Annotated in this window: 18 protein-coding genes and 3 tRNA genes; 14 read left to right on the top strand and 7 right to left on the bottom strand. The window is 67.8% G+C overall.

Annotated elements, in window-relative coordinates; genetic code table 11:
- Positions 1-31: 31 nt before the first annotated feature.
- Both M3U25_RS04895 and dapA read right to left on the bottom strand, forming a co-directional pair.
- A complete protein-coding gene (locus M3U25_RS04895) occupies positions 32-556 on the bottom strand; it encodes a hypothetical protein (protein ID WP_242161332.1) in 525 nt (174 codons plus the stop codon).
- Between the two features lie 17 nt (positions 557-573).
- Positions 574-1,482 (bottom strand): 4-hydroxy-tetrahydrodipicolinate synthase, encoded by a 909-nt coding sequence (gene dapA, locus M3U25_RS04890; RefSeq protein WP_355499566.1) that lies wholly within the window; start codon positions 1,480-1,482, stop codon positions 574-576.
- A gap of 166 nt (positions 1,483-1,648) precedes the next feature.
- On the opposite strand from dapA, the gene M3U25_RS04885 reads away from it, so the two are divergent.
- The 9 genes from M3U25_RS04885 to M3U25_RS04845 all read left to right on the top strand — a co-directional run bounded on the left by M3U25_RS04885 (position 1,649) and on the right by M3U25_RS04845 (position 7,604).
- A complete protein-coding gene (locus tag M3U25_RS04885) occupies positions 1,649-2,224 on the top strand; it encodes a glycine cleavage system protein R (RefSeq protein WP_087943489.1) in 576 nt (191 codons plus the stop codon).
- 65 nt (positions 2,225-2,289) lie between these two features.
- Positions 2,290-2,769: a peroxiredoxin gene (locus tag M3U25_RS04880; protein ID WP_160946581.1), complete on the top strand. Its 480-nt coding sequence runs from the start codon at positions 2,290-2,292 to the stop codon at positions 2,767-2,769.
- Between the two features lie 82 nt (positions 2,770-2,851).
- The gene (locus M3U25_RS04875; protein ID WP_160946580.1) at positions 2,852-4,252 is read left to right on the top strand and encodes a PhoH family protein; all 1,401 of its coding nucleotides are present in this window, start codon (positions 2,852-2,854) and stop codon (positions 4,250-4,252) included.
- Entirely contained in the window at positions 4,249-4,743 is a 495-nt protein-coding gene (locus M3U25_RS04870; RefSeq protein WP_355499571.1) for a hypothetical protein, read from the top strand. Before M3U25_RS04875 ends, M3U25_RS04870 begins: the two co-directional genes overlap by 4 nt.
- 84 nt (positions 4,744-4,827) lie before the next feature.
- Positions 4,828-5,496, top strand: coding sequence for a YoaK family protein (locus tag M3U25_RS04865; protein ID WP_355499574.1), 669 nt, complete (start codon positions 4,828-4,830; stop codon positions 5,494-5,496).
- 47 nt (positions 5,497-5,543) lie between these two features.
- Positions 5,544-6,353: a bifunctional hydroxymethylpyrimidine kinase/phosphomethylpyrimidine kinase gene (gene thiD, locus M3U25_RS04860; RefSeq protein ID WP_355499577.1), complete on the top strand. Its 810-nt coding sequence runs from the start codon at positions 5,544-5,546 to the stop codon at positions 6,351-6,353.
- Positions 6,350-7,216 (top strand): alpha/beta fold hydrolase, encoded by an 867-nt coding sequence (locus M3U25_RS04855; RefSeq protein ID WP_355499580.1) that lies wholly within the window; start codon positions 6,350-6,352, stop codon positions 7,214-7,216. Before thiD ends, M3U25_RS04855 begins: the two co-directional genes overlap by 4 nt.
- 62 nt (positions 7,217-7,278) lie before the next feature.
- Positions 7,279-7,355, top strand: a tRNA-Arg gene (locus M3U25_RS04850).
- 172 nt (positions 7,356-7,527) lie between these two features.
- Positions 7,528-7,604 (top strand) — tRNA-Arg (locus tag M3U25_RS04845).
- A 228-nt stretch (positions 7,605-7,832) separates the two neighbouring features.
- Here M3U25_RS04845 and M3U25_RS04840 read toward each other — a convergent pair.
- The 3 genes from M3U25_RS04840 to M3U25_RS04830 form a co-directional block, all read right to left on the bottom strand.
- Positions 7,833-8,627 carry an SDR family oxidoreductase gene (locus M3U25_RS04840; protein ID WP_355499897.1) on the bottom strand — a complete coding sequence of 265 codons (795 nt, stop codon included), beginning with the start codon at positions 8,625-8,627 and terminating at the stop codon, positions 7,833-7,835.
- A 336-nt stretch (positions 8,628-8,963) separates the two neighbouring features.
- Positions 8,964-9,953, bottom strand: a complete 990-nt coding sequence (locus M3U25_RS04835) for a VTT domain-containing protein (RefSeq protein ID WP_355499583.1) — start codon at positions 9,951-9,953, stop codon at positions 8,964-8,966.
- Positions 9,954-10,093: 140 nt separating this feature from the next.
- Positions 10,094-11,029, bottom strand: a complete 936-nt coding sequence (locus M3U25_RS04830; protein ID WP_160946573.1) for a LysR substrate-binding domain-containing protein — start codon at positions 11,027-11,029, stop codon at positions 10,094-10,096.
- A gap of 149 nt (positions 11,030-11,178) precedes the next feature.
- Here M3U25_RS04830 and M3U25_RS04825 point away from each other — a divergent pair, with 149 nt between their 5' ends.
- The 5 genes from M3U25_RS04825 to M3U25_RS04805 all read left to right on the top strand — a co-directional run bounded on the left by M3U25_RS04825 (position 11,179) and on the right by M3U25_RS04805 (position 17,255).
- On the top strand, positions 11,179-11,880 hold the full coding sequence (locus tag M3U25_RS04825) for a pirin family protein (protein WP_355499587.1): 702 nt from the start codon (positions 11,179-11,181) through the stop codon (positions 11,878-11,880).
- 224 nt (positions 11,881-12,104) lie between these two features.
- The gene (glgX, locus tag M3U25_RS04820) at positions 12,105-14,243 is read left to right on the top strand and encodes a glycogen debranching protein GlgX (RefSeq protein ID WP_242161323.1); all 2,139 of its coding nucleotides are present in this window, start codon (positions 12,105-12,107) and stop codon (positions 14,241-14,243) included.
- Between the two features lie 773 nt (positions 14,244-15,016).
- Positions 15,017-15,568: a CPBP family intramembrane glutamic endopeptidase gene (locus tag M3U25_RS04815; protein WP_355499900.1), complete on the top strand. Its 552-nt coding sequence runs from the start codon at positions 15,017-15,019 to the stop codon at positions 15,566-15,568.
- 305 nt (positions 15,569-15,873) lie between these two features.
- The gene (locus M3U25_RS04810) at positions 15,874-16,044 is read left to right on the top strand and encodes a CsbD family protein (RefSeq protein ID WP_019797255.1); all 171 of its coding nucleotides are present in this window, start codon (positions 15,874-15,876) and stop codon (positions 16,042-16,044) included.
- Between the two features lie 581 nt (positions 16,045-16,625).
- Entirely contained in the window at positions 16,626-17,255 is a 630-nt protein-coding gene (locus M3U25_RS04805; protein ID WP_355499591.1) for a hypothetical protein, read from the top strand.
- A gap of 609 nt (positions 17,256-17,864) precedes the next feature.
- On the opposite strand, the gene M3U25_RS04800 is transcribed toward M3U25_RS04805, so the two are convergent.
- Together M3U25_RS04800 and M3U25_RS04795 are read right to left on the bottom strand one after the other, a co-directional pair.
- Entirely contained in the window at positions 17,865-18,326 is a 462-nt protein-coding gene (locus M3U25_RS04800; protein WP_355499594.1) for a hypothetical protein, read from the bottom strand.
- A 1,480-nt stretch (positions 18,327-19,806) separates the two neighbouring features.
- Positions 19,807-19,899: transfer RNA gene (locus M3U25_RS04795), tRNA-Ser, on the bottom strand.
- Positions 19,900-19,957 lie beyond the last annotated feature (58 nt).

The following is a 19,957-nucleotide window of genomic DNA, read 5'->3' as shown; positions in this document are numbered from 1 at the left end:
AGCCCGGCGCATGCGCCGGACCCGTACCGGATCAATGACCCAGCTTGGCCTTCAGCGCGGCGATCAGCTTGACCGGCGCATCGCCGGTGGCCGGCAGGCCGCGTGGATCCACCGCCGAAACGTAGACGCCGGCATCCACCGCCACCACGCGGATGAGGAAGTTGCTGCCTTCGTAGGCCACGTCGTAGGAGCCGAGCAACTGCGCGCGGCTGGCGATGGTCACGCCGGGAATGGCACCCAACGCGTCGCCGACCTGGCCGAACACCTGGTCGCGCGCGCCCGGCACCACGAAGCCGCTGTTCGACGCCGCCGGCGCCTGCCCGGCCGGCGCGGCAGGACGCTGCGCCGAAGCCAGCGCCGGCACCTTCATCGCCGCCGAGGTATCGGGCGTGGTCAGATCCGGCGGCACTTCCAGCGGGCGCATCTCGGGCGCCAGCGCATAGTCGCCGCGCGGCTTGCCCTTGTGGAACCAGCTGCAACCGCTGGTGGCCGCGACCATGGTGGTCGCCAGCACGGCGGCCGACAGCACGCGGACGTAGGGAACGGAAGCACGCATCAATCAATCTCCTGGGGTCAGGCCGCGAGCGTTTCGCGGCTGGATAGGTCTTCCAACGCGGCAGCGTCGGCGGCAAGTCGGTCGGCCGTGGCGTGGTGCGCCGAGGACAGCGGCAGCAGCGGCAGCCGCAGCCCCTGGCCGATCCCGGCACGCTGCAGCAGTGCCTTCACCGGGATCGGGTTGGATTCGATGCCGCAGAACGCATGGAACGGCTGCAGCCGCGCGTCCCAGGCCTGCGCCGGCTCGGCCTGGCGCGCGCGCGCCAGGTCGCACAGGCGCCGGTAGGCGCGCGGCAAGGCATTGGAGGCGACCGAGATCAGCCCGTCGAAGCCGGCCAGCATCGCCTGCGCGGCGCTGCCGTCGTCGCCGCTGAGCACGGCGAAGCGGTCGCTGCGCAGGGCGGCGAGCGCGGCGATGCGCTGCGGATCGCTGCTGGCGTCCTTGATGCCGACGATGTTCGGGTGCTGCGCCAGTTGCGCCACGGTCTCCGGCAGCAGATAGCAGCCGGTGCGGCCGGGCACGTTGTACAGCACCACCGGCAGGCCGCCCTGCTCGGCGACCTGGGTGTAGTGCGCGATCAGCCCGGCCTGGGTCGGGCGCACGTACGGCGGCGTCACCACCAGGGCGTACTGCGCGCCGCCGGCGGCGGCGCGCTGGGTCAGCGCCACGGTCTTGGCGGTACCGGACAGGCCGGTGCCGGCCAGCACCGGCACGCGCCCGCCGATCGCCTGCACTGCCTCGCGCAGGATGCGGTCGTATTCCTCGTCCAGCAGCGTGGCCGCCTCGCCGGTCGATCCCGCCACCACCAGCCCCTGCACGCCGCCGTCGAGCTGGCGTTTGAGCAGGCGCTGCCAGGCGTCGAGGTCGAGGTCGCCATTGCCCTGAAAGGGCGTGGCCAGGGCGGTGATGATGCCGGAGAGGGACAAGATGCCGGGTGCTCGCTGGGAGATGAGGGCCGCGCAGGTTGCGCGGACGGATCGGCCCCGCACGCGGGGCAGGGTCGCCCCGCATGTTACTTGCGGCCCGAAAGCGCGGGCAAGTATGCTGCACACCATGCCGGGCGACCGCCCGGATGCCGTTCAGCCTTACGCAATGCCGGAAGCCCCTTTGACCGACACCACACCCCGGCCCGCGCCGACCGAAAACCACCTCCTGATCAACGCCTACACGACGCATCCGGAGTCGCCGCTGTTGCCGGTGACGCGTCGCATCGCCGATAGCGGCTGCAATCTCGTCGATGCGCGCCTGGCCACGGTCGGCCGCGACGTGTCGGTGACCGCGCTGGCGACCGGCTCGTGGGACTCGGTGGCCAAGCTGGAAGCCATGCTCACCCGCCTCGACCGCGAGGAAGGCATGAAGCTGGTCTGGTACCGCACCGGCGCCAAGCAGGCGCAGTCGAACCTGCTGCCGTACATCGTCGAAGTGATCGCCGCCGACAAACCGGGCATCCTGTTCCAGTTGGCCGACTTCTTCGACCGCCAGGGCATCACCATCGAGAACCTGCAGAGCACGCGCTACCGCGCTATGCAGACCGGCGCGGAGATGTTCTCGGCGCAGGTGACGATCGGGGTGCCCGCGAACATGCACATCGCCGCCCTGCGCGACGACTTCCTCGAGTTCTGCGACCACCTCAACCTGGACGCGATCATGGACCCGATGAAGTTCTGAGTGCACCGCGCTGGACACCGACGCAATCGAACGCAGATGATGGCGATGCACGCGGAGGAGACCCCATGAAGGACGGCGATACCCTGGACCGCAGCACGCTGGCCTTGCCGCTGGCGCTGTCCGGCGGCGCCAGCGCCACGCTCGGCGACTACGCCGGCCGCTGGCTGGTGCTGTATTTCTACCCGAAGGACAGCACGCCCGGCTGCACCACCGAGGGCATCGAGTTCAACGCGCTGCTGCCGCAGTTCGAACAGGCCAACGCCACCGTGCTCGGCGTGTCGCGCGACTCGGTGAAGTCGCACGACAACTTCTGCGCCAAGCAGGGCTTCCGCTTCCCGCTGATCAGCGACGCCGACGAAGCGCTGTGCCGCGCCTTCGACGTGATCAAGGAAAAGAACATGTACGGCCGCCAGGTGCTGGGCATCGAGCGCAGTACCTTCCTGATCTCGCCGACCGGCCAACTGCTGCGCAGCTGGCGCAAGGTCAAGGTTCCCGGCCACGCCCAGGCCGTGCTCGACGCGCTGCAGGCCGCCGCCAAGCAGTGACCACTGCCGTTTCCCGCACCCCGCATCGCCCTGCCCCGCAGGCAGCGATGGCTCGTCCCTGCTCCTCTTTCAGGAATCCATGATGACCCGAGGCAAGCGCATCTACGTGCTGGATACCAACGTGCTGATGCACGATCCGACCGCGCTGTTCAAGTTCGAGGAACACGACGTGTTCCTGCCGATGCAGGTGATCGAGGAACTGGACAATGCCAAGAAGGGCATGTCCGAAGTCAGCCGCAACGCGCGCCAGGTCAGCCGTTTTCTCAACGAGCTGATCGAGGGCGCCGGCGCCGAGCAGATCGAATCCGGCATTCCGCTCAGCCACCCGCAGGGCATCCAGCTCAAGAGCACCGGCAGCATCGGCCGGCTGTACTTCCAGGTGCGCCCGGTCGAGCCGGGGCGCAGTTTCGGCACCGTGGCGCCGGACAACAAGATCCTGGCCGCGGTGCTGGCGCTGCGCGAGGAGCACCCGGACATCCCGGTGATCCTGGTCTCCAAGGACATCAACCTGCGGATCAAGGCCGCGATCAGCGGCCTGGTCGCCGAGGACTACGAGAACGACCGCGCGCTCGACGATTTCAGCCTGCTCTACACCGGCGCGATCGAACTGCCCGAGGATTTCTGGCAGAAGCACAACCAGGACCTGCGCAGCTGGAGCGACAAGGGCCGCACCTGTTACGAGATCGCCCTGGCCGCCGACGAGGACTGGCACCCGAACCAGTACCTGTACCTGCCCGGCGAGGACGAAGTGGAACTGCGCGTGGTCAAGGTCAATGCCGAGCGCAAGGCGACGCTGGCGCTGGTCGACGACTTCCGCAGCGGCCAGCACGCGGTGTGGGGCATCGCCGCGCGCAACCGCGAGCAGAACTTCGCGCTCAACGCGCTGATGGATCCGGAAATCGACTTCGTCACCCTGCTCGGCACCGCCGGCACCGGCAAGACCCTGCTGGCGCTGGCCGCGGGCCTGGCGCAGACCATGGACCAGCAGCGCTACCGCGAGATCATCATGACCCGCGCCACGGTCAGCGTCGGCGAGGACATCGGCTTCCTGCCCGGCACCGAGGAAGAGAAGATGACGCCGTGGATGGGCGCGCTCACCGACAACCTGGAAGTGCTCACCCACACCCAGGAAGGCGGCACCTGGGGCCGCCAGGCCACCAACGACCTGCTCGCCAGCCGCATCAAGATCCGCTCGATGAACTTCATGCGCGGGCGCACCTTCCTGTCGCGCTACCTGATCCTGGACGAAGCGCAGAACCTGACCCCGAAGCAGATGAAGACGCTGATCACCCGTGCCGGCCCCGGCACCAAGATCGTGTGCCTGGGCAACGTCGAACAGATCGACACCCCGTACCTGACCGAGACCACCTCCGGCCTGACCTACGCCGTGGACCGCTTCAAGGCCTGGCCGCACAGCGCGCACATCACCCTGCGTCGCGGCGAGCGTTCGCGCCTGGCCGACTACGCCTCGGAGGTCCTGTGAACGCGGCCGCCGGCATGCGCCTGGCCGGCGCGGCGCTGGCCATGGCCCTGCTCGGCGCCTGCGCCACCGCGCGCGGGCCGGCCACGGTGCCGACCGCGGTCAAGGCCGGGCAGTCGTGGATCGTCACCCGCAACAGCACCGCCGCGCAGGTGCTGGACACCTGCTCGCGCGACAGCCCGGCGCGCCAGGATGGCGCAGTCACCGGCTACTGGATCCCGACCCCGGAACAGATCGCGCAGCTGGAAGCGCACCTGGCGCAACTGCAGCCGCAGATCGCCGACCCCACCGCGTCCGATCGCCAGTACGTCGGCATCCTGTACCGCGGCAAGCAAGCGATCTACATCAATGCCTTCGCGCCGGACGACACCAGCGAGCGCGATCCCACGGTCGATGCGGTTCGCGCCTGCGGCGGCGGCGGCCGCTTCTGGGGCGCGGTCTACGATCCGGCCAGCGCCAGCTTCTCCGAGATCGCGGTCAACGGCGCACGCTGAGATGGCCGCGGGCAGGCGCCAGTGGCGGCGCACTGGCGCCGCCGCACACCGCGGCCGCCGCGCCGCAGCTGCACGGCGCGCGGCATGAACCTGGAACTGCCGCGCTGGGCCTGGGCGTTCGCCGGCGCACTCGCCGCCGTCGCCGGCATGGTCAACGTGGTCGGCTATCTCGGCTTCGAGCACCAGGCGGTCACCCACCTCACCGGCACCACCACCCTGCTCGGCGCGGCGCTGGCCGACGGCGACGCGCGCGCGATCGCACAGCTGGTCGGCGTGGTCCTGGCCTTCCTCGGCGGCTCGATGCTGGGCGGCTTCATCGTGCAGGACAGCCGCCTGCGCCTGGGCCGCCGCTACGGCGTGGCGCTGGCGCTGGAGGCGCTGTTGCTGCTGGCGGCGATGCAGGCGTTCAAGCAGCAGCAACTCGCCGGCGCCGTGCTCGCCGCGATCGCCTGCGGCCTGCAGAACGCCACCACCACCATCTACAGCGGCGCGGTGGTGCGCACCACCCACCTGACCGGCATGTTCACCGACCTGGGCATCGGCATCGGCCAGGCGCTGCGCGGCCTGCCGCTGCCGCGCCGGCGCATCCGCCTGAGCCTGCTGATCATCGGCGGCTTCCTGTGCGGCGGCGTGCTCGGCGCCTGGGCCTACCGACAGGTCGGCTTCGACGCACTGCTCGGCCCCGCCCTGCTGACCGGCACGGTCGGCATCCTGTACGCGCTGCAGGCGCACTACCGCAGCCACGAGCGCTGAAGGCGCGGCCGAGTGCATAACCCGCGCCAGCCCTGCACAATCGGCGCATGAGCGAACCCACCGTCGTCTCCGCGCTGAGCATCGCCGGCACCGATTCCGGCGGCGGCGCCGGCATCCAGGCCGATCTCAAGACCTTCGCCGCGCATCGCGTGCACGGGCTGGCGGCGGCCGCCGCGCTGACCGCGCAGCACACCCGCGGCGTCACCGCGGTGCACGTGCCGCCGCTGTCGTTCCTGCGCGCGCAGATCGACGCCTGCTTCGCCGACTTCGACATCGCCGCGGTCAAGCTCGGCATGCTCGCCAACGCCGAGGTGATCCACCTGGTCGCCGATGCACTGGAGGAGTACCGCCCGCCGTGGGTGGTGCTGGACCCGGTGATGGTGGCCACCAGCGGCGCCAAGCTGTTGCAGGACGACGCCCTGGACGCGCTGCGCAGCCGTCTGTTGCCGCTGGCCACGCTGGTGACGCCGAACGTGCCGGAAGCGCAGTTGCTGCTCGGCCGCCCGATCAACAACGCCGACGACGCCGAGCACGCCACCGCCGCGCTGCTCGCGGCCGGCGCGCAGGCGGTGTTGTTGAAGGGCGGCCACCTGCAGGAAGGCCAGCGGGTGATCGACCGCTACGACGACGGCGTTAGCCGCAGCGAATTCAGCCATGCACGGCTGGCGCTGGAGGCACACGGCACCGGCTGCACCCTGGCCGCGGCGATCGCCGCACAACTGTGCCAGGGCCTGGCCCTGCCGGCCGCCTGCGAAGCGGCGATCGACTACGTGGCGCGCGCGCTGCACGGCAGCTACCGCCCCGGCCGCGGCGATGTGGCGGTGCTGGATCACTTCGGCGCGGCGCGCGGCCCATGAGCGCCGTACCCATCGGCTCGCCAATCGCCGAACACGCCCTGCCCGTCGCCGCGGCCGACGGCCATCGCTGGACCTTGCTGGCGCGCGTGCCCGACGCGCCGCGGCAGGCGCTGCTGTGGCTGCCGGCGCTGGGCGTGGCCGCGCGTCACTACCTGCCGTTTGCCGACGTGTTGGCCGCGCACGGTGTCGCCGTGTTCCTGCACGAATGGCGCGGCAACGGCAGCAGCACACTGCGGCCGTCGCGGCAATGCGACTGGGGGTATCGCGCGTTGCTGCAACTGGACCTGCCCGCCAGCCAGGCGGCGATCGCCGGAGCCGGCATCACTATGCCGCTGCTCGTCGGCGGCCACAGCCTGGGCGGACAGCTCGCCTGTTGCTATGCCGGCCTGCAGCCGCAGGCCTTCGCCGCGTTGTGGCTGGTGGCCAGCGGCACCCCGTACTGGCGCCGTTTCCCCGCGCCGCGCGGCTATCTGCTGCCGCTGGCATACCGCCTGCTGCCGTGGCTGGCGCAGCGGCAAGGCGTGCTGCACGGCCGCCGTCTCGGCTTCGGCGGCACCGAAGCGCGCGGCCTGATCGCCGACTGGGCGCGCGTGGGCCGAAGCGGCCGCTACGCCGCGGCCGGCCTGGCGGCCGACCTGGACGCACGCCTGGCGCACCTGACGCTGCCGCTGCGCGGCGTGGTGCTGCAGGACGACTGGCTGGCGCCGGAATCCTCGCTGCGCGGCCTGCTGGACAAGCTGGCCACGCCGACAGCGCAGATCCGCTGCCTGGACGCCGCGCAGCTGGGCACGGCCGCCGACCATTTCGCCTGGATGAAGCGCCCCGCGGCGGTGGCCGCAACGCTGCTGACAGAGCGCTGGTGAAATTTTTCGGAAAGAGCATTGACGGGCCAGATCGACTCCCGCATAATTCCGCTCCTGACGACGCGCCCGTAGCTCAGTTGGATAGAGTACCTGGCTACGAACCAGGCGGTCGGGAGTTCGAATCTCTCCGGGCGCACCAGTCAGATGAAAAACGACAAGCCACCGCTTGTCGTTTTTTTTTTGCTCTGTCGCGGCACCGCGATCGCATCGGGACAGGCTGCGGCAGCGCATTCGCTCGCGATTGGTCATGCCAACGACACGCAGGTGTAGACGAATCGCCGCAACTCGTGAATAATCCCGCGCCTGACAACGCGCCCGTAGCTCAGTTGGATAGAGTACCTGGCTACGAACCAGGCGGTCGGGAGTTCGAATCTCTCCGGGCGCACCAGTCAGATCAAAAACGACAAGCCAGCGCTTGTCGTTTTTTTTGCCTGCGCTTTGGCGATTTGCACGCCGCGCGCAGGGACCGGTGACGCATCCGCACCGTGGCGTTGCGCCGATCACGGCGCCCGTCTCGCACACGGGCGTCCGCACCACCCACGCGCACTCCAGAACGCGACGCAGCTTGCACACCGCCTCGCCCTCGCCTGCGCGAACGCCGAGGCCGCCAACCGACTCAGGCGATGGTGTCCACCACGCCACCGTCGACGCGCAGCGCCGCACCGGTGGTGGCGGATGCCTGCGGCGAGGCGACGTAGACGCAGAGATTGGCGACCTCCTCCACGGTGGCGGCGCGGCGGATGATCGAGCTGGCACGATGCGCCTTCACGAAATCGGCGGCGACCTCTTCCAGCGGCTTGCCGGACTGCTCCACCTGCTCGGCCAGCATGGCCGCGACGCCCTCGGTCAGCGTCGGCCCCGGCAGGATGGCGTTCACGGTGACGCCGGTACCGGCCATGCGCTTGGCCAACCCGCGCGCCAGGGCGAGATCGGCGGTCTTGGTGACCCCGTAGTGGATCATTTCGACCGGGATATTGAGCCCGGACTCCGAGGAGACGAACAGCACGCGTCCCCAGCCCTTGTCCGCCATCCGCGGCAGGTACGCGCGCGACAAGCGCACGCCGGACATCACGTTCACCGCCAGGAAGCGCTCCCACTCCGCGTCGGGCGTGTCGAAGAAATCCTGCATCCCGAAGATGCCGGCGTTGTTGACCAGGATATCGGCCGCAGGAAGCGCCGCGACGATCGCATCGCAGCCGGCTGCGGTCGCCACGTCGCCCGCCACGGCGCGCACGCTGGCAGCGGAGACATCGCGCTTGAGTGCGGCAACCGCCGCCTGGGTGCGGGCCTCGTCGCGGCCGTTCAGCGCCACTTCGGCGCCCGCCGCGGCCAGCCCCTTGGCGATCCCGAAGCCGATGCCGGCGGTGGAACCGGTGACGAGGGCGGTTTTCCCGGATAGATCGATCTTCATGGCTGTCTCCATGCATGAGGGTGAGGGTGAGGATCCGCTGCGACGCCCTTGCGGGATCGCCACCCGACACGGGCTTGCCGCGCCGGTGTTGCCGTCGCCGGATCATGGACGCATCCGCGGGCGAGCAAGTGAACGCCCCCTGGTCGCCACGCCAGCTCGGCCACGCCAGCGGAATGCGGCGACGCAGGCGGAAGGATCGAGCGTATCAGGGCATGACGGGCGCCCCTGCCCACCTCGCCCACGCCTGCAGACGACCCACGCGCCGGCATCGACGGGCATGCATGCGCCTGCGCCTCGTGATGTCACTGGAACGCATGACGCTCGCGCTGCGGCGACTCACGCCGCGATCGTGTTGCCTTTCGGCGGTGGCGCCACTGCAGCAGCGGAGCCCAGCGCAACCAGCGGATGACCCGCCGCACGCCACGCCTCCAGGCCACCGCGCAGCGGCAGCACATCCTCGAAGTCGTGCTGGCGCAGGCGCTTGGCCAGCACCGCGGCCGAGACCTCGTTCGGGCAGGCGCAGTAGATGACGATCGTGCGATCGCGCGGCAAGCGCGCGACCAGTGCATCGACCTGACGCTCGTCCACTTCCAGTGCGCCGGGAATGGCGTACGGCTCCAGCGTGCGGTAGCCCGGGGCGCGAATGTCCAGCAGCAGCGGCGGCGTCTCGCTCTGCAGCAGCGCATGCAGCGCGTCGACGTCGATGCGCAGGGTCTCCATCGCCTTGCGCAGCGTATGCCGGCGCCAGGCGCGGTAACCGATGTACAGCGCCAGCAGGCCGACCAGCAGCAGCGCCGCGCGCCTGCCGAGCAGGCTCAGCCAGTCCAGCAAGTCCTGCACCTGGTCGGCGAAGCACAGACCCAGCAACAAGCCGCCACCGGCCCACAGCGCCGCGCCCAGCGCGTCGTAGCGCAGGAAGGCTGCAGGACGCACGCGCATGGCGCCGGCCATCGGCACCGACACCATCGACAGGCCGGGCACGAACTTGGCCACCGCCAGCACGCGCACGCCCCAGCGCGAGTAGAAGCGCTCGGTGCGCTTCATGCAGGTGTCGCGCGACAGCGACAGCCGGCACAACGATTGCAGCGTGCGGTTGCCGTAGCGACGGCCCGCGCCGAACCACAACAGGTCGCCGAGCAGGCTGGCCACGATCGACACCGACAAGGCGCCCAGCAATGCGCTCCACATCGCTGCCCCATCGAGCAGCGCATAGGTCGCGCCGACCAGGATCAGCGTGGGCAGCGCCGGCACCGGCAGGCCCAGCGACAAGGCCAGGACATTGACGAAGACCAGCCCGAGTCCGTAGCGCGCAATCAGGTCCTGCATGGCGTGGCGGGCGGAGAGAAGAGGATGCCGCGCATTATCCTCCCGGCATCCGCGGCGCGCATGGGCGCGACGGCATCACCGGCGGAACAGACCCATCCATCGCCGCCCTGAAGCACGCGTTGCCGGTGCCCCGACGTGCATCACCCGCCCTCGTCCAGCCGCGCCGCCATCTGCGCCAGCCACGCCGAGAACACGCCCGGCGCGCGCATGCGCGCGCGCCACCAGGCCAGCGCCGCGCCCTCCTCGCCGCTGCGCCAGGCCAACTGGAACACCTCGTCCGGCTTCGGCTCCTCCACGGCCTTGCGCACCAGCGCGCCCCGCGCCAGCGCCGCGCGCGCATAGGGCTCGGGCAGGAAGCCGAAGCCGAGCCCGGCCAGTTGCAACCGATACTTGCTGCGCATGTCCGGTACGGTCAGTGCGTCCTGGCCGAACAGCAGCCCCACCGTGCGCGGCAGCAGCCGCCGCGCCGAATCCGCCACCGCGATCGCGCGATGCGCACTCAACTGGCTGCGGCTGAGCGGTTCCGGCGCCTGCGCCAGCGGGTGCCCGGGCGCGACCGCGAACACGAACGGCAGCGTGCCGAGCGGCTCGGCCACGTAGCCGCCGCCGCTCGGGCCTTCGCCGGCCGCCCCGACCAGCAGATCCACCCGCCGGTCCAGCAGCGCCTCCCAGGTGCCGGACAGCGATTCCTGCACCACCCGCAACCGGGTGCGGTCGGCGACCGCGTAGAACGCCGCCATGTCCTGCGCCAGGCACTCCGGCGCGAACACCGCATCCAGGCCCAGCGCGAACTCGGTCTCCCAGCCCGAGGCGACGCGGCGCACGCGCAGTTCCAGGTCGCCGGCCGCGCGCAGCAGATGGCGGCCTTCGCGCAGCAGTTCGGCGCCTGCGGCAGTCGGCACCGCCTTCGGCCCCAGGCGCTCGAACAGTTGCACGCCCAGGTCCTCCTCCAGCTTGGCGACCGTGTAGGAGATGGTCGACGGCACCTTGTGCAAGGCCTTGCCGGCAGCCGAGAACGAGCCACGACGGTCGATGGCGTCGAGGATCTGCAGGGCATCGAGGCTGAGCTTGAGCATTCGAATTTTTCGATGATGGATGCCGAATCTATCCGTTTTTCAAAGCCGGCGACAGCGCGGATACTTGTTTCCAAGCCAGAGCGCACGCGAAATCAATGCAAACGGCGCTTTCGATCCACTTGCACATCAACGTCACCAAGGAGTCTCCCATGCTGCAGATCCGCCCCGCCAACACCCGTGGCCGCGCCGAACACGGCTGGCTGTCCTCGCGCCACACCTTCTCCTTCGGCCACTACCACGACCCGCGCCACATGGGCTTCGGGCCACTGCGGGTGATCAACGAAGACCGCGTGCAGCCCGGCGAGGGCTTCGGCACCCACGCCCATCGCGACATGGAGATCCTGTCCTACGTGGTCGACGGCGCGCTGGAGCACAAGGACAGCATGGGCAACGGCTCGGTGCTGCGCTATGGCGACGTGCAGCGCATGAGCGCCGGCTCCGGGGTCACCCACAGCGAGTTCAACCATTCGGCCAGTGAGCCGGTGCACTTCCTGCAGATCTGGGTGATGCCCGAGCGCGCCGGAATCGAGCCGGGCTACGAGGAGAAGCACTTCGCCCCGGACAGCAAGCGTGGTCAGTTGCGGCTGATCGCGGCCCCGCAGGGCGAGGATGGTGCGGTGCGCATCCATCAGGACGCGCGCATCTACGCCTCGATCCTCGACGGCGACGCGCGCCTGGACTATCCGCTGGCGGCCGGGCGCGGCGCCTATGTGCAGGTGGTGCGCGGCACCCTGACCGTCAATGGCCAGACCCTGCAGGCCGGCGACGCCCTCCAGGCGGTGGACGAGGCCAGCCTGCAGTTCGCCGACGCCCAGGACAGCGAGTTCCTGCTGTTCGACCTGCCGCGCTGAGCGCTGCAGCCCAGGTCGTGCCCGGGGCCATGGACCGGGCCACGACCGCGACCACGCGTGATCGGACCGCGCAGCTGCGCCACGGCGTCGCTGCACCGGTTGCGCCTCGCGCCGCCGGTGTCCTCACGCCACCCTCGGCACCCCGTAACGCGTCCTGCACGGCCTCCGCGGCGATGCTTCCGCTCTCCCTCCCCTACTGCCGGTATGCCGGCCGAGAGCCGCCGATGCGCCACCCCACCAGCGCCGCCTACGCCACCCCTTCGCGCATCCGCGAAGGGCGTCCCTTTCCGCGCGGCGCCGTGTTCGACGGACAGGGCACCAACTTCGCCCTGTTCTCGGCGCACGCCACCCGCGTGGAGCTGTGCCTTTTCGACGAGGCCGGCACCGAGACGCGCCTGGACCTGCCCGAATACACCAACGAAATCTGGCATGGCTACCTGCCCGACGTGAAGCCCGGTCAGCGCTATGGCTATCGCGTGCATGGCCCATACGCCCCCAGCGAAGGCCACCGCTTCAATCCCAACAAGCTGCTGCTCGATCCCTATGCGCGCGAGCTCGAAGGCGACCTGATCTGGGCCGACGAGCTGTACGGCTACACCGTCGGCCACCCAGACGGCGACCTCAGCTTCGACGAGCGCGACAGCGCGCCGTTCATGCCCAAGTGCGTGGTGGTCGAGGACACCTACGATTGGGAAGACGACCAGCGCCTGCTGACGCCCTGGAACCAGACCCTGGTCTACGAGACCCACGTGCGCGGCTACACCATGCGCCACCCGCAGGTGCCGGACGAACTGCGCGGCACCTGCGCCGGGCTGGCGCAGGAACCGGTACTGCGCTACATCAAGGAACTGGGCGTCAGCGCGGTGGAGCTGCTGCCGGTCCACGCCTACCTCGACGACCAGCACCTGCTCGACAAGGACCTGCGCAACTACTGGGGCTACAACACGCTCGGCTTCTTCGCGATCAAGTCGCGCTACCTCGCCAGCGGCCACCGCGACGAGTTCCGCGACATGGTCAAGGCCATGCACCGCCAAGGCCTGGAGGTGATCCTGGACGTGGTCTACAACCACACCGCCGAGGGCAGCGAACTGGGGCCCACCCTGTCCTTCCGTGGCATCGACAACGCTAGCTACTACCGCCTGGCCGAGGACAAGCGCTATTACATCAACGACACCGGCACCGGCAACACGCTCAACCTGAGCAACTCGCGGGTGATCCAGTTCGTCAACGACTCGCTGCGCTACTGGGCCGGCGAAATGCACGTGGATGGCTTCCGCTTCGACCTGGCCACCATCCTCGGCCGCGAGCCCACCGGCTTCGACCAGCGCGGCGGCTTCCTCGACGCCTGCAACCAGGATCCGCTGCTGTCGCAGGTCAAGCTCATCGCCGAACCCTGGGACTGCGGCCCCGGCGGCTACCAGGTCGGCCACTTCCCGCCAGGCTGGTCGGAGTGGAACGACAAGTTCCGCGACAACGCCCGCGCGTTCTGGAAGGGCGACGACGGCAAGCTCGCCGAATTCGCCACCCGCTTCACCGGCTCGGCCGACCTGTTCGACCGGCGCGGGCGACGGCCGTGGGCCTCGGTGAACTTCATCACCGCGCACGACGGCTTCACCCTGCACGACCTGGTCAGCTACAACGGCAAGCACAACGACGCCAACGGCGAGGACAATCGCGACGGCTCCGATCACGACAGCTCCTGCAATTACGGCGCCGAGGGCGAGACTGACGACGCCGGCATCCTGCAGCTGCGCGAGCGGCAGATGAAGAACCTGCTGGCGACGCTGTTGCTGTCGCAAGGCACGCCGATGCTGCTGGCCGGCGACGAACGCGCGCAGACCCAGGGTGGCAACAACAACACCTATTGCCAGGACAACGAGATCACCTGGATCGACTGGGAGCGCGACCCGAGCGAGGGCCGCCTCACCGCCTTCGTCAAAGCCCTGACCGCGCTGCGCCGGCGCTACCCGATCCTCACCCGCGGGCGTTTTCTCAACGGCCAGTACAACGAGGAAGCCGGCGTGCGCGACCTCACCTGGCTCAATCCCGGCGGCACCGAGATGGACGAGGCGCACTGGACCGACGCCGGCGCGCGTTCGGTCGGCCTGCTGCTGGAAGGCAAGGCGCAGACCTCCGGCGTCAAGGAACTGGCCAACGACCACACCTTGCTGATCGTCATCAATGCCTACCACGAGGGCGTGAGCTTCGTACTGCCCTCCTCGGAAGATGAGCTGCACTGGAAGCTGGTGCTGTCCACCGACGACGCGCTGCAGGTCGACAGCATGCCGGCCGGTGCCAGCGAGTTCCTGGCCCCGCCGCGCAGCGTCAGCGTGTTCGAGTGCCAGGCGCCCGCGTCGGCGTGACCCCACACCGCGTCGCGCACTGACAGCGTTTCGCCCTCGCCGCCAGCATGCGACGCTGGCGGCGAGCGCGTGTCTGTGCGCATGACCGACAGCACGGCAGCATGGCTGACGCCTCGCCGCGTAGACCTCAGAGTCAGCTGCGCTGTCGAAGCACGCAGCATGGACTGCATGCGCAGATGCGCTCCGTGCGTGCGCGCGACTGCCCGTTTGACTCGTTGCCTGGTCGTGGCCGTGACTCGTCTCGCGGAGCGCAATGCAGGAAGTCCGCCTCGCGAGAATTGCGGCGGCGCCTGGTAGCGTCGCGATCGAACCCGGTCACATGCGTGCCGAACCCGCCACATCCGGCAAGCGCCAGCCGCGTCTGATTCGAAAGACGCCTCGCACGAAACCACGATGCAGCACCCGCTGCTGACGGCGAAGCACTACTGAAAGAGCGCGCTCGGTTTTCAGCTTCTATCTGCACGGCACGGCACGGCTGCCGGCGCCGGCCACGCCGCTGCGCCGGTGACACGACATCGCCTCGCGCCACTACAACGCCGCCGCAGTGCAGGTGCAATTGGCCTGCATGGCCTTTGGCACAGTGTTGGAGAGCGCAAGCTCGTTACGCTGAGCGCCCACCCGCTTCCCCATCCGGCATGCGCGACTCGACTCAGCACAGCACTTTCCACCCGACCCACGGCATCGCCGTCATGCGCCACCCGTTGCTGCGCATCGCACTGAGCGCCGCAATTCTCGCGCTGGCGTCCTACCCATGGCTGCCGTTCCCCTGGCGGATGCCGGTGGTCGGCCTGCTCGGTCTCGCCCTGGTGTGGCTCGAGACGCGTTCGCCCGCGGCCTGCGGCGTGGCGCGCCCTCGCCTGCTGTCCATGATCGGCTGGACGGCCCTGCTGGTGCTGCTGACCGTCGGCTTCATCACGCCGGTGCTGCAACCGCTGATCGATACCATCACCGGACACAAGACCGACTACAGCGCCTACGGTGCGCTCAAAGGCAACGTCCAGGCCACGACCCACTTGATCGGCGCGGCATGGCTGAGCGCGGCACTCGGCGAAGAACTGGTGTTCCGCGCCTTCCTCATGCACCAGCTCGATGCCCTGTTCGGGCGGCTGCGCGGCGGCCGCTGGATCGCCGCACTGGCCGGCGGCGTGGTGTTCGGCCTGATGCACGCCGCGCAAGGCACCTCCGGCATCCTGCTGACCGGCGTGGTCGGCATGATGTTCGGGTATGCCTATCTGCGTTCCCGGCGCAACCTGTGGGCGATGATCCTCGCGCACGGCCTGATCGACACCTGGGGCGTGACCACCCTGTATCTCGGCTGGTACTGACGCAGCGCAGGCGCAGACGCAGACGCAGGCCGCCGATCGGCCTGCCGATGCTGACGAACGGCTCCGCTCGGAGCTGGAGGACGGAAGATCGCGCCGCTATCCCTGTGCCTCCGGTGCAAGACCCCTAGCACCCCCGCATAAGGAATGCGCCATGACGCGTTTGATGAATAGCGCAGGCGTCAGCGCGCAACCCGTCCGCCGCCTAAATGGCGCGTGCGCATCGGCTCGATTTTCACACGGGCGCTACCGGCCGGCGCGCAGTTTGGCGATGCCCACTTGAGGGCATCCCTACTGCGGAGTCAACGATGGACAAGAATCGCACCGAAGGCGCCAAGAACCAGATCAAGGGCACCGTCAAGGAAGTCGCCGGCAAGGTGACCGGCAACAAGATGAAGGAAGTCGAAGGCAAGATGCAGAAGAACGCCGGCAAGGTACAGAGCGAAGTCGGCAAGGCGCGCGACCACGCGCGCGGCTGAATAGCAGGCCTTGGTGCTCCCCTGCCGTACATCGCTGGGGAGCTTCTGCTAGCGGCGTCAGCTTGCCGACTCACTGGTTTGCCGATTTGCTTTGCGCATTGGACTCTCTGGATTTGCTCAGCCCTCTAGAGCAATTGGCGAATCGACCGACGTATCGAACATTGCCGCCATGCAATCAGCTATGCCGTCACACCAGTCGGTCGGCGACGCGCATGGCGAGCAAACACCAGGACGCCCACCTCCAAGCTGGTGGACCGCGTCCACAACGACCTGATGCACTGCGCACTCGACTAGGTCCGTAAGCAGCCCAACTGCACCACCAATCGAGTTCGCATGAAGATCGTCACGGCGGCAGTTCGCGCCGGAACTGCATGCTGCACGCCCGCCCACGCGCAGTGGCGTCACTCCAGGTGCAGACGTACGCCGCAGTGCCACACGCAGTGGCGCCTCATGACATCGCCCAGGAGTCGCTGCTGACGTGGGAGCCACCGCGAAACGTGGCAGTGCTCGCGATCGCCGTCACGATGGACGGCACCAGGTCATCCGCCGCGCGTTGCCTGGCCTGAGCCAGCAACCCGATAATGTTCGGCAGCTTTTCCAACACAAATCTACCGATGATGCTCCTCGCCTCAATTGAACAATCGATCGCCATCACCGCCCCACCCAGAGGTGCAACACGTTTGCTCTTTTTACTACTTGCTGCCACCCAGGCCGGCATGACTGCGGCGGCAGCAACGGGCGCAGCACCCGCCGAAATAACGGCCAATGATTTCACCGTGGAAATCAACAGCCATGCTTTCGCCCTCGGTGAAAGCTGGACCGACCAGGCCAGGAAGCAGGCAGGCGCTCAGATCAGCGAAAGCTTCGTGGGAGATGTGCCTGCCGGGGACACCAGCTACAGGTACTACCAGCACCGGTATGCCGGCTTTGAAATCCACACTGCCAACTTATTCTGGCAAACAGCGCAGCGCGACATTGACAGCTACATGATTGCGCAGATCACCATCACCGCACCCGCGATCAAAACAGCCAGGGGCGTCACGGTAGGCGATACGCAGAATGTGCTGATCGGCAAGTATGGCCCAGGCACGGCAGATGACAGAGACGATCAGCACTGGCGGTATTATGAAGCCGGCAATAAGCGAATCTCTTTTCAGCTTGAACATGGAAAAATCAGCCACATCATGATGACCCTCGACCCGGGCAACTGAAAGCAAGCCCGTGTGGCGCGGCAGGCAGGATCAAATCATCGCCGCTGCCGATGCCACCGAACTGGCCGTTTTCGCCATGCCTGCAACACCTGCCCAGACGTAGCGACCATCCGCCGCCCAAGCGAAGCCACCCAGATGCGTCACTGCCGTCCATCCGTCGAAGGTGACGTGAGCGACCCAACCTTGATGCGACTCCACTGCGCACGATCACGGCAAGCCCGCTGAAGTACGCAATGCGCGGTCGGCGGCGCAACAGGGATGTTGAGGCTTAACCCGCCAGGCGGGCCCGGTCGCATGTCACGCCGGTGCTGCGCGTTATGGCCTTGCAGCCGCAATGCACTCGCCGCTCGACAGGAACGCGCAACGAGTGGAGCAGACGCCACCCTCGCCACGTTTTGAGGGAATGCGCTACACCAATGAAAGCTCCAGGCGAGCCTCCAAGGGGATCAAAGAGCACACGCGCAGAAGGCGCTCGCCTGCTGCGAGCGCCATCCGGCTTCGGCCTGGCTACAAGCGCCTCGACCCGAGAACGCACCGCTGCACCATGAGGCGTCTTCCCAAGAGAAGAGAAGCCCCGATACTGCCATTCTCCAACCCCCTTGGCGTTGGTTATGCCTTGCGAGCGAGATGCAGGAAGTACCCCGCCCCCGCCAATGCGAGCAGCCCGAAGATGATCCCGTTTTTGCCGTTTTCGCGCCGCGCTTGCAGCGCTTGGTCCGGCGTCACAACCACGCGATCGCCCAGCCGCAATCCCCACACTTCGCGCTCGCCGTCTTCTTCGGAAAAGGTGACGCGCACCGGTGCTCCTGCCCTGATCTCATTCCACAGCGGATCGATACCTGGAAGGATGCTGGAATACTTGAATTCGTCACCCGCGGGCGCCACGGTAAAGTTGACGCTTTGCAACCTTGACTTGCTACGCGATGCGCGGACCGAGCCCACCGTGCCACTCGACTCGAGCAGCCTGTCCGGCACAGCCGATGGTCGGCTCAAGAAGGTGACCACGCTGGCAACCGTCATGCAAAAGCAGAGCACCGCGATGATGATGAAACGAATCCTGTGTGATTGCATCTAGATACCAGAGTAGAAACGAAACGCCGCCAGTCTGCGGCGTGCACATTCTTTAGAGAGCGGCCGCATTGGTCAATGCGAAGTTGCCCGCTCGATCGCACACGACCGTCTTCATCGCGCCCTGCCAAAGGTGCGCTGTCATCAGGCTCAGCTGGAGCGACCGAATGAACTTCATGCAAGCAGCACCATGGAAACTCAGTGCAACACGCGCTCTCTTCTCTTTGCGCAAGGAGATGGCCATGGGGCACAACGGTGAGTCCACGCATGCTCTTGCCGACCCGAGATGAGCGCTCGTCGCTACTCACCATGTCAATCACGAGACTGCCCATGAGGATTGCCGCGCGCAGCGATAGGCCACCACGTGCTTGCGGTCGAACGCGCCCTGTTCTGGTCAAATCCTGCAACATGTCCAGGTATCGATGGCGCTGAACTGCTGTCGCTGGAACATCTGCAGAAAATTCGGAGTTCTTGTGCCCCCCCCCCATAGAGCGGCACATGCGTGTGATGGAGCGCGATCCACCGCGTCGCGCCGTTCCTCAACTGCGCGAGATGTCCAGGCCGAGATGCGCTAGATCGGGCCGCAGGTGAGTACATGCTGCAGGGGCTCCTTACCCGCTGCTTTTGCGCTGCCAGCCCAGGACGCGTGCAGAGAAGCCGCCTCGCAGGCAGTGGTGCGCTTTGCGTGCCTTCAATGCGCTTCGTGCACGCGAGAGCCCGGCACCGATGCAGGCAGGGACATGCCTCCGCGCCGTCTGGCGCAAGAACCAATGCGAGAAGTCGTTCCATGCAAGCTCGTTCGGCAACACGATCTGCTTGCCCTCATGCTGGTTGGCCACGCACAGCGCTGTACAGCCCTGAGCCCGCGGGTCTTATGGACGATTGTCCTGGTGGGCGCTTGCCTTAGATGTTGACCGGCAGTTATCGCGATGGCGGAGGCCACGCCGACCAGAGGGCCTCGCCGATGGGCATGATGACCTTGCACGAGGGAAGCGAGGTGGACGCTAGACGAAGGCACGGGCAGTGGCACGATGGCCGCGTCGCCAGTCGCCGAAACGGCGACCGAACCTTGGTCTCGCCTCTCCACCGGCCCGCACAGGCTCTGCTGGTGGCTGCACGCACTTGAGGTCCGCGCGCGATGACACGCCCTTCCGCCGCCGCAACGATTCCTTAGCGCCGCCCCATGCGGCTTGTCCTGATACGGAAGCGCTGTAACGGCTTGAGCGTGGGCACAGCAGACGACAAGCGTCACCGCATGGTCGAGTGCAGCACGATCGCAGGTCGCACGGCACTGACTGCGCTGCCGCTCTCGCGTTCAAAGCGCGCCTGCAGCTCAGCGGGAACGCGCAAACAAGCGCAGCAACGACGTCTCGCCGCACGTCAGGGAGTGCGCGACTCGCATGGAAGTGTCCAAGCGAGTGTCCAAGGTCGGGAAAAAGAAAAACGCCCACAAATCGTTGATTTGCGGGCGTTTCCTTGACACTGGCGGAGTGAGAGGGATTCGAACCCTCGATAGAGCTTTTGACCCTATACTCCCTTAGCAGGGGAGCCCCTTCAGCCACTCGGGCATCACTCCGGATTTATGCGCTGCGGATATTCCGCGACCGGGCGCGAAGAATACCGGGTTGTGGGGG

It is taken from the genome of Xanthomonas sp. PPL134, from assembly GCF_040595915.1.
GTDB classification, from domain to species: Bacteria; Pseudomonadota; Gammaproteobacteria; order Xanthomonadales; family Xanthomonadaceae; genus Xanthomonas_A; species Xanthomonas_A indica.
The sequence above is the reverse complement of the archived record's forward strand: the minus strand, read 5'-3'. Positions and strand labels throughout refer to the sequence as shown.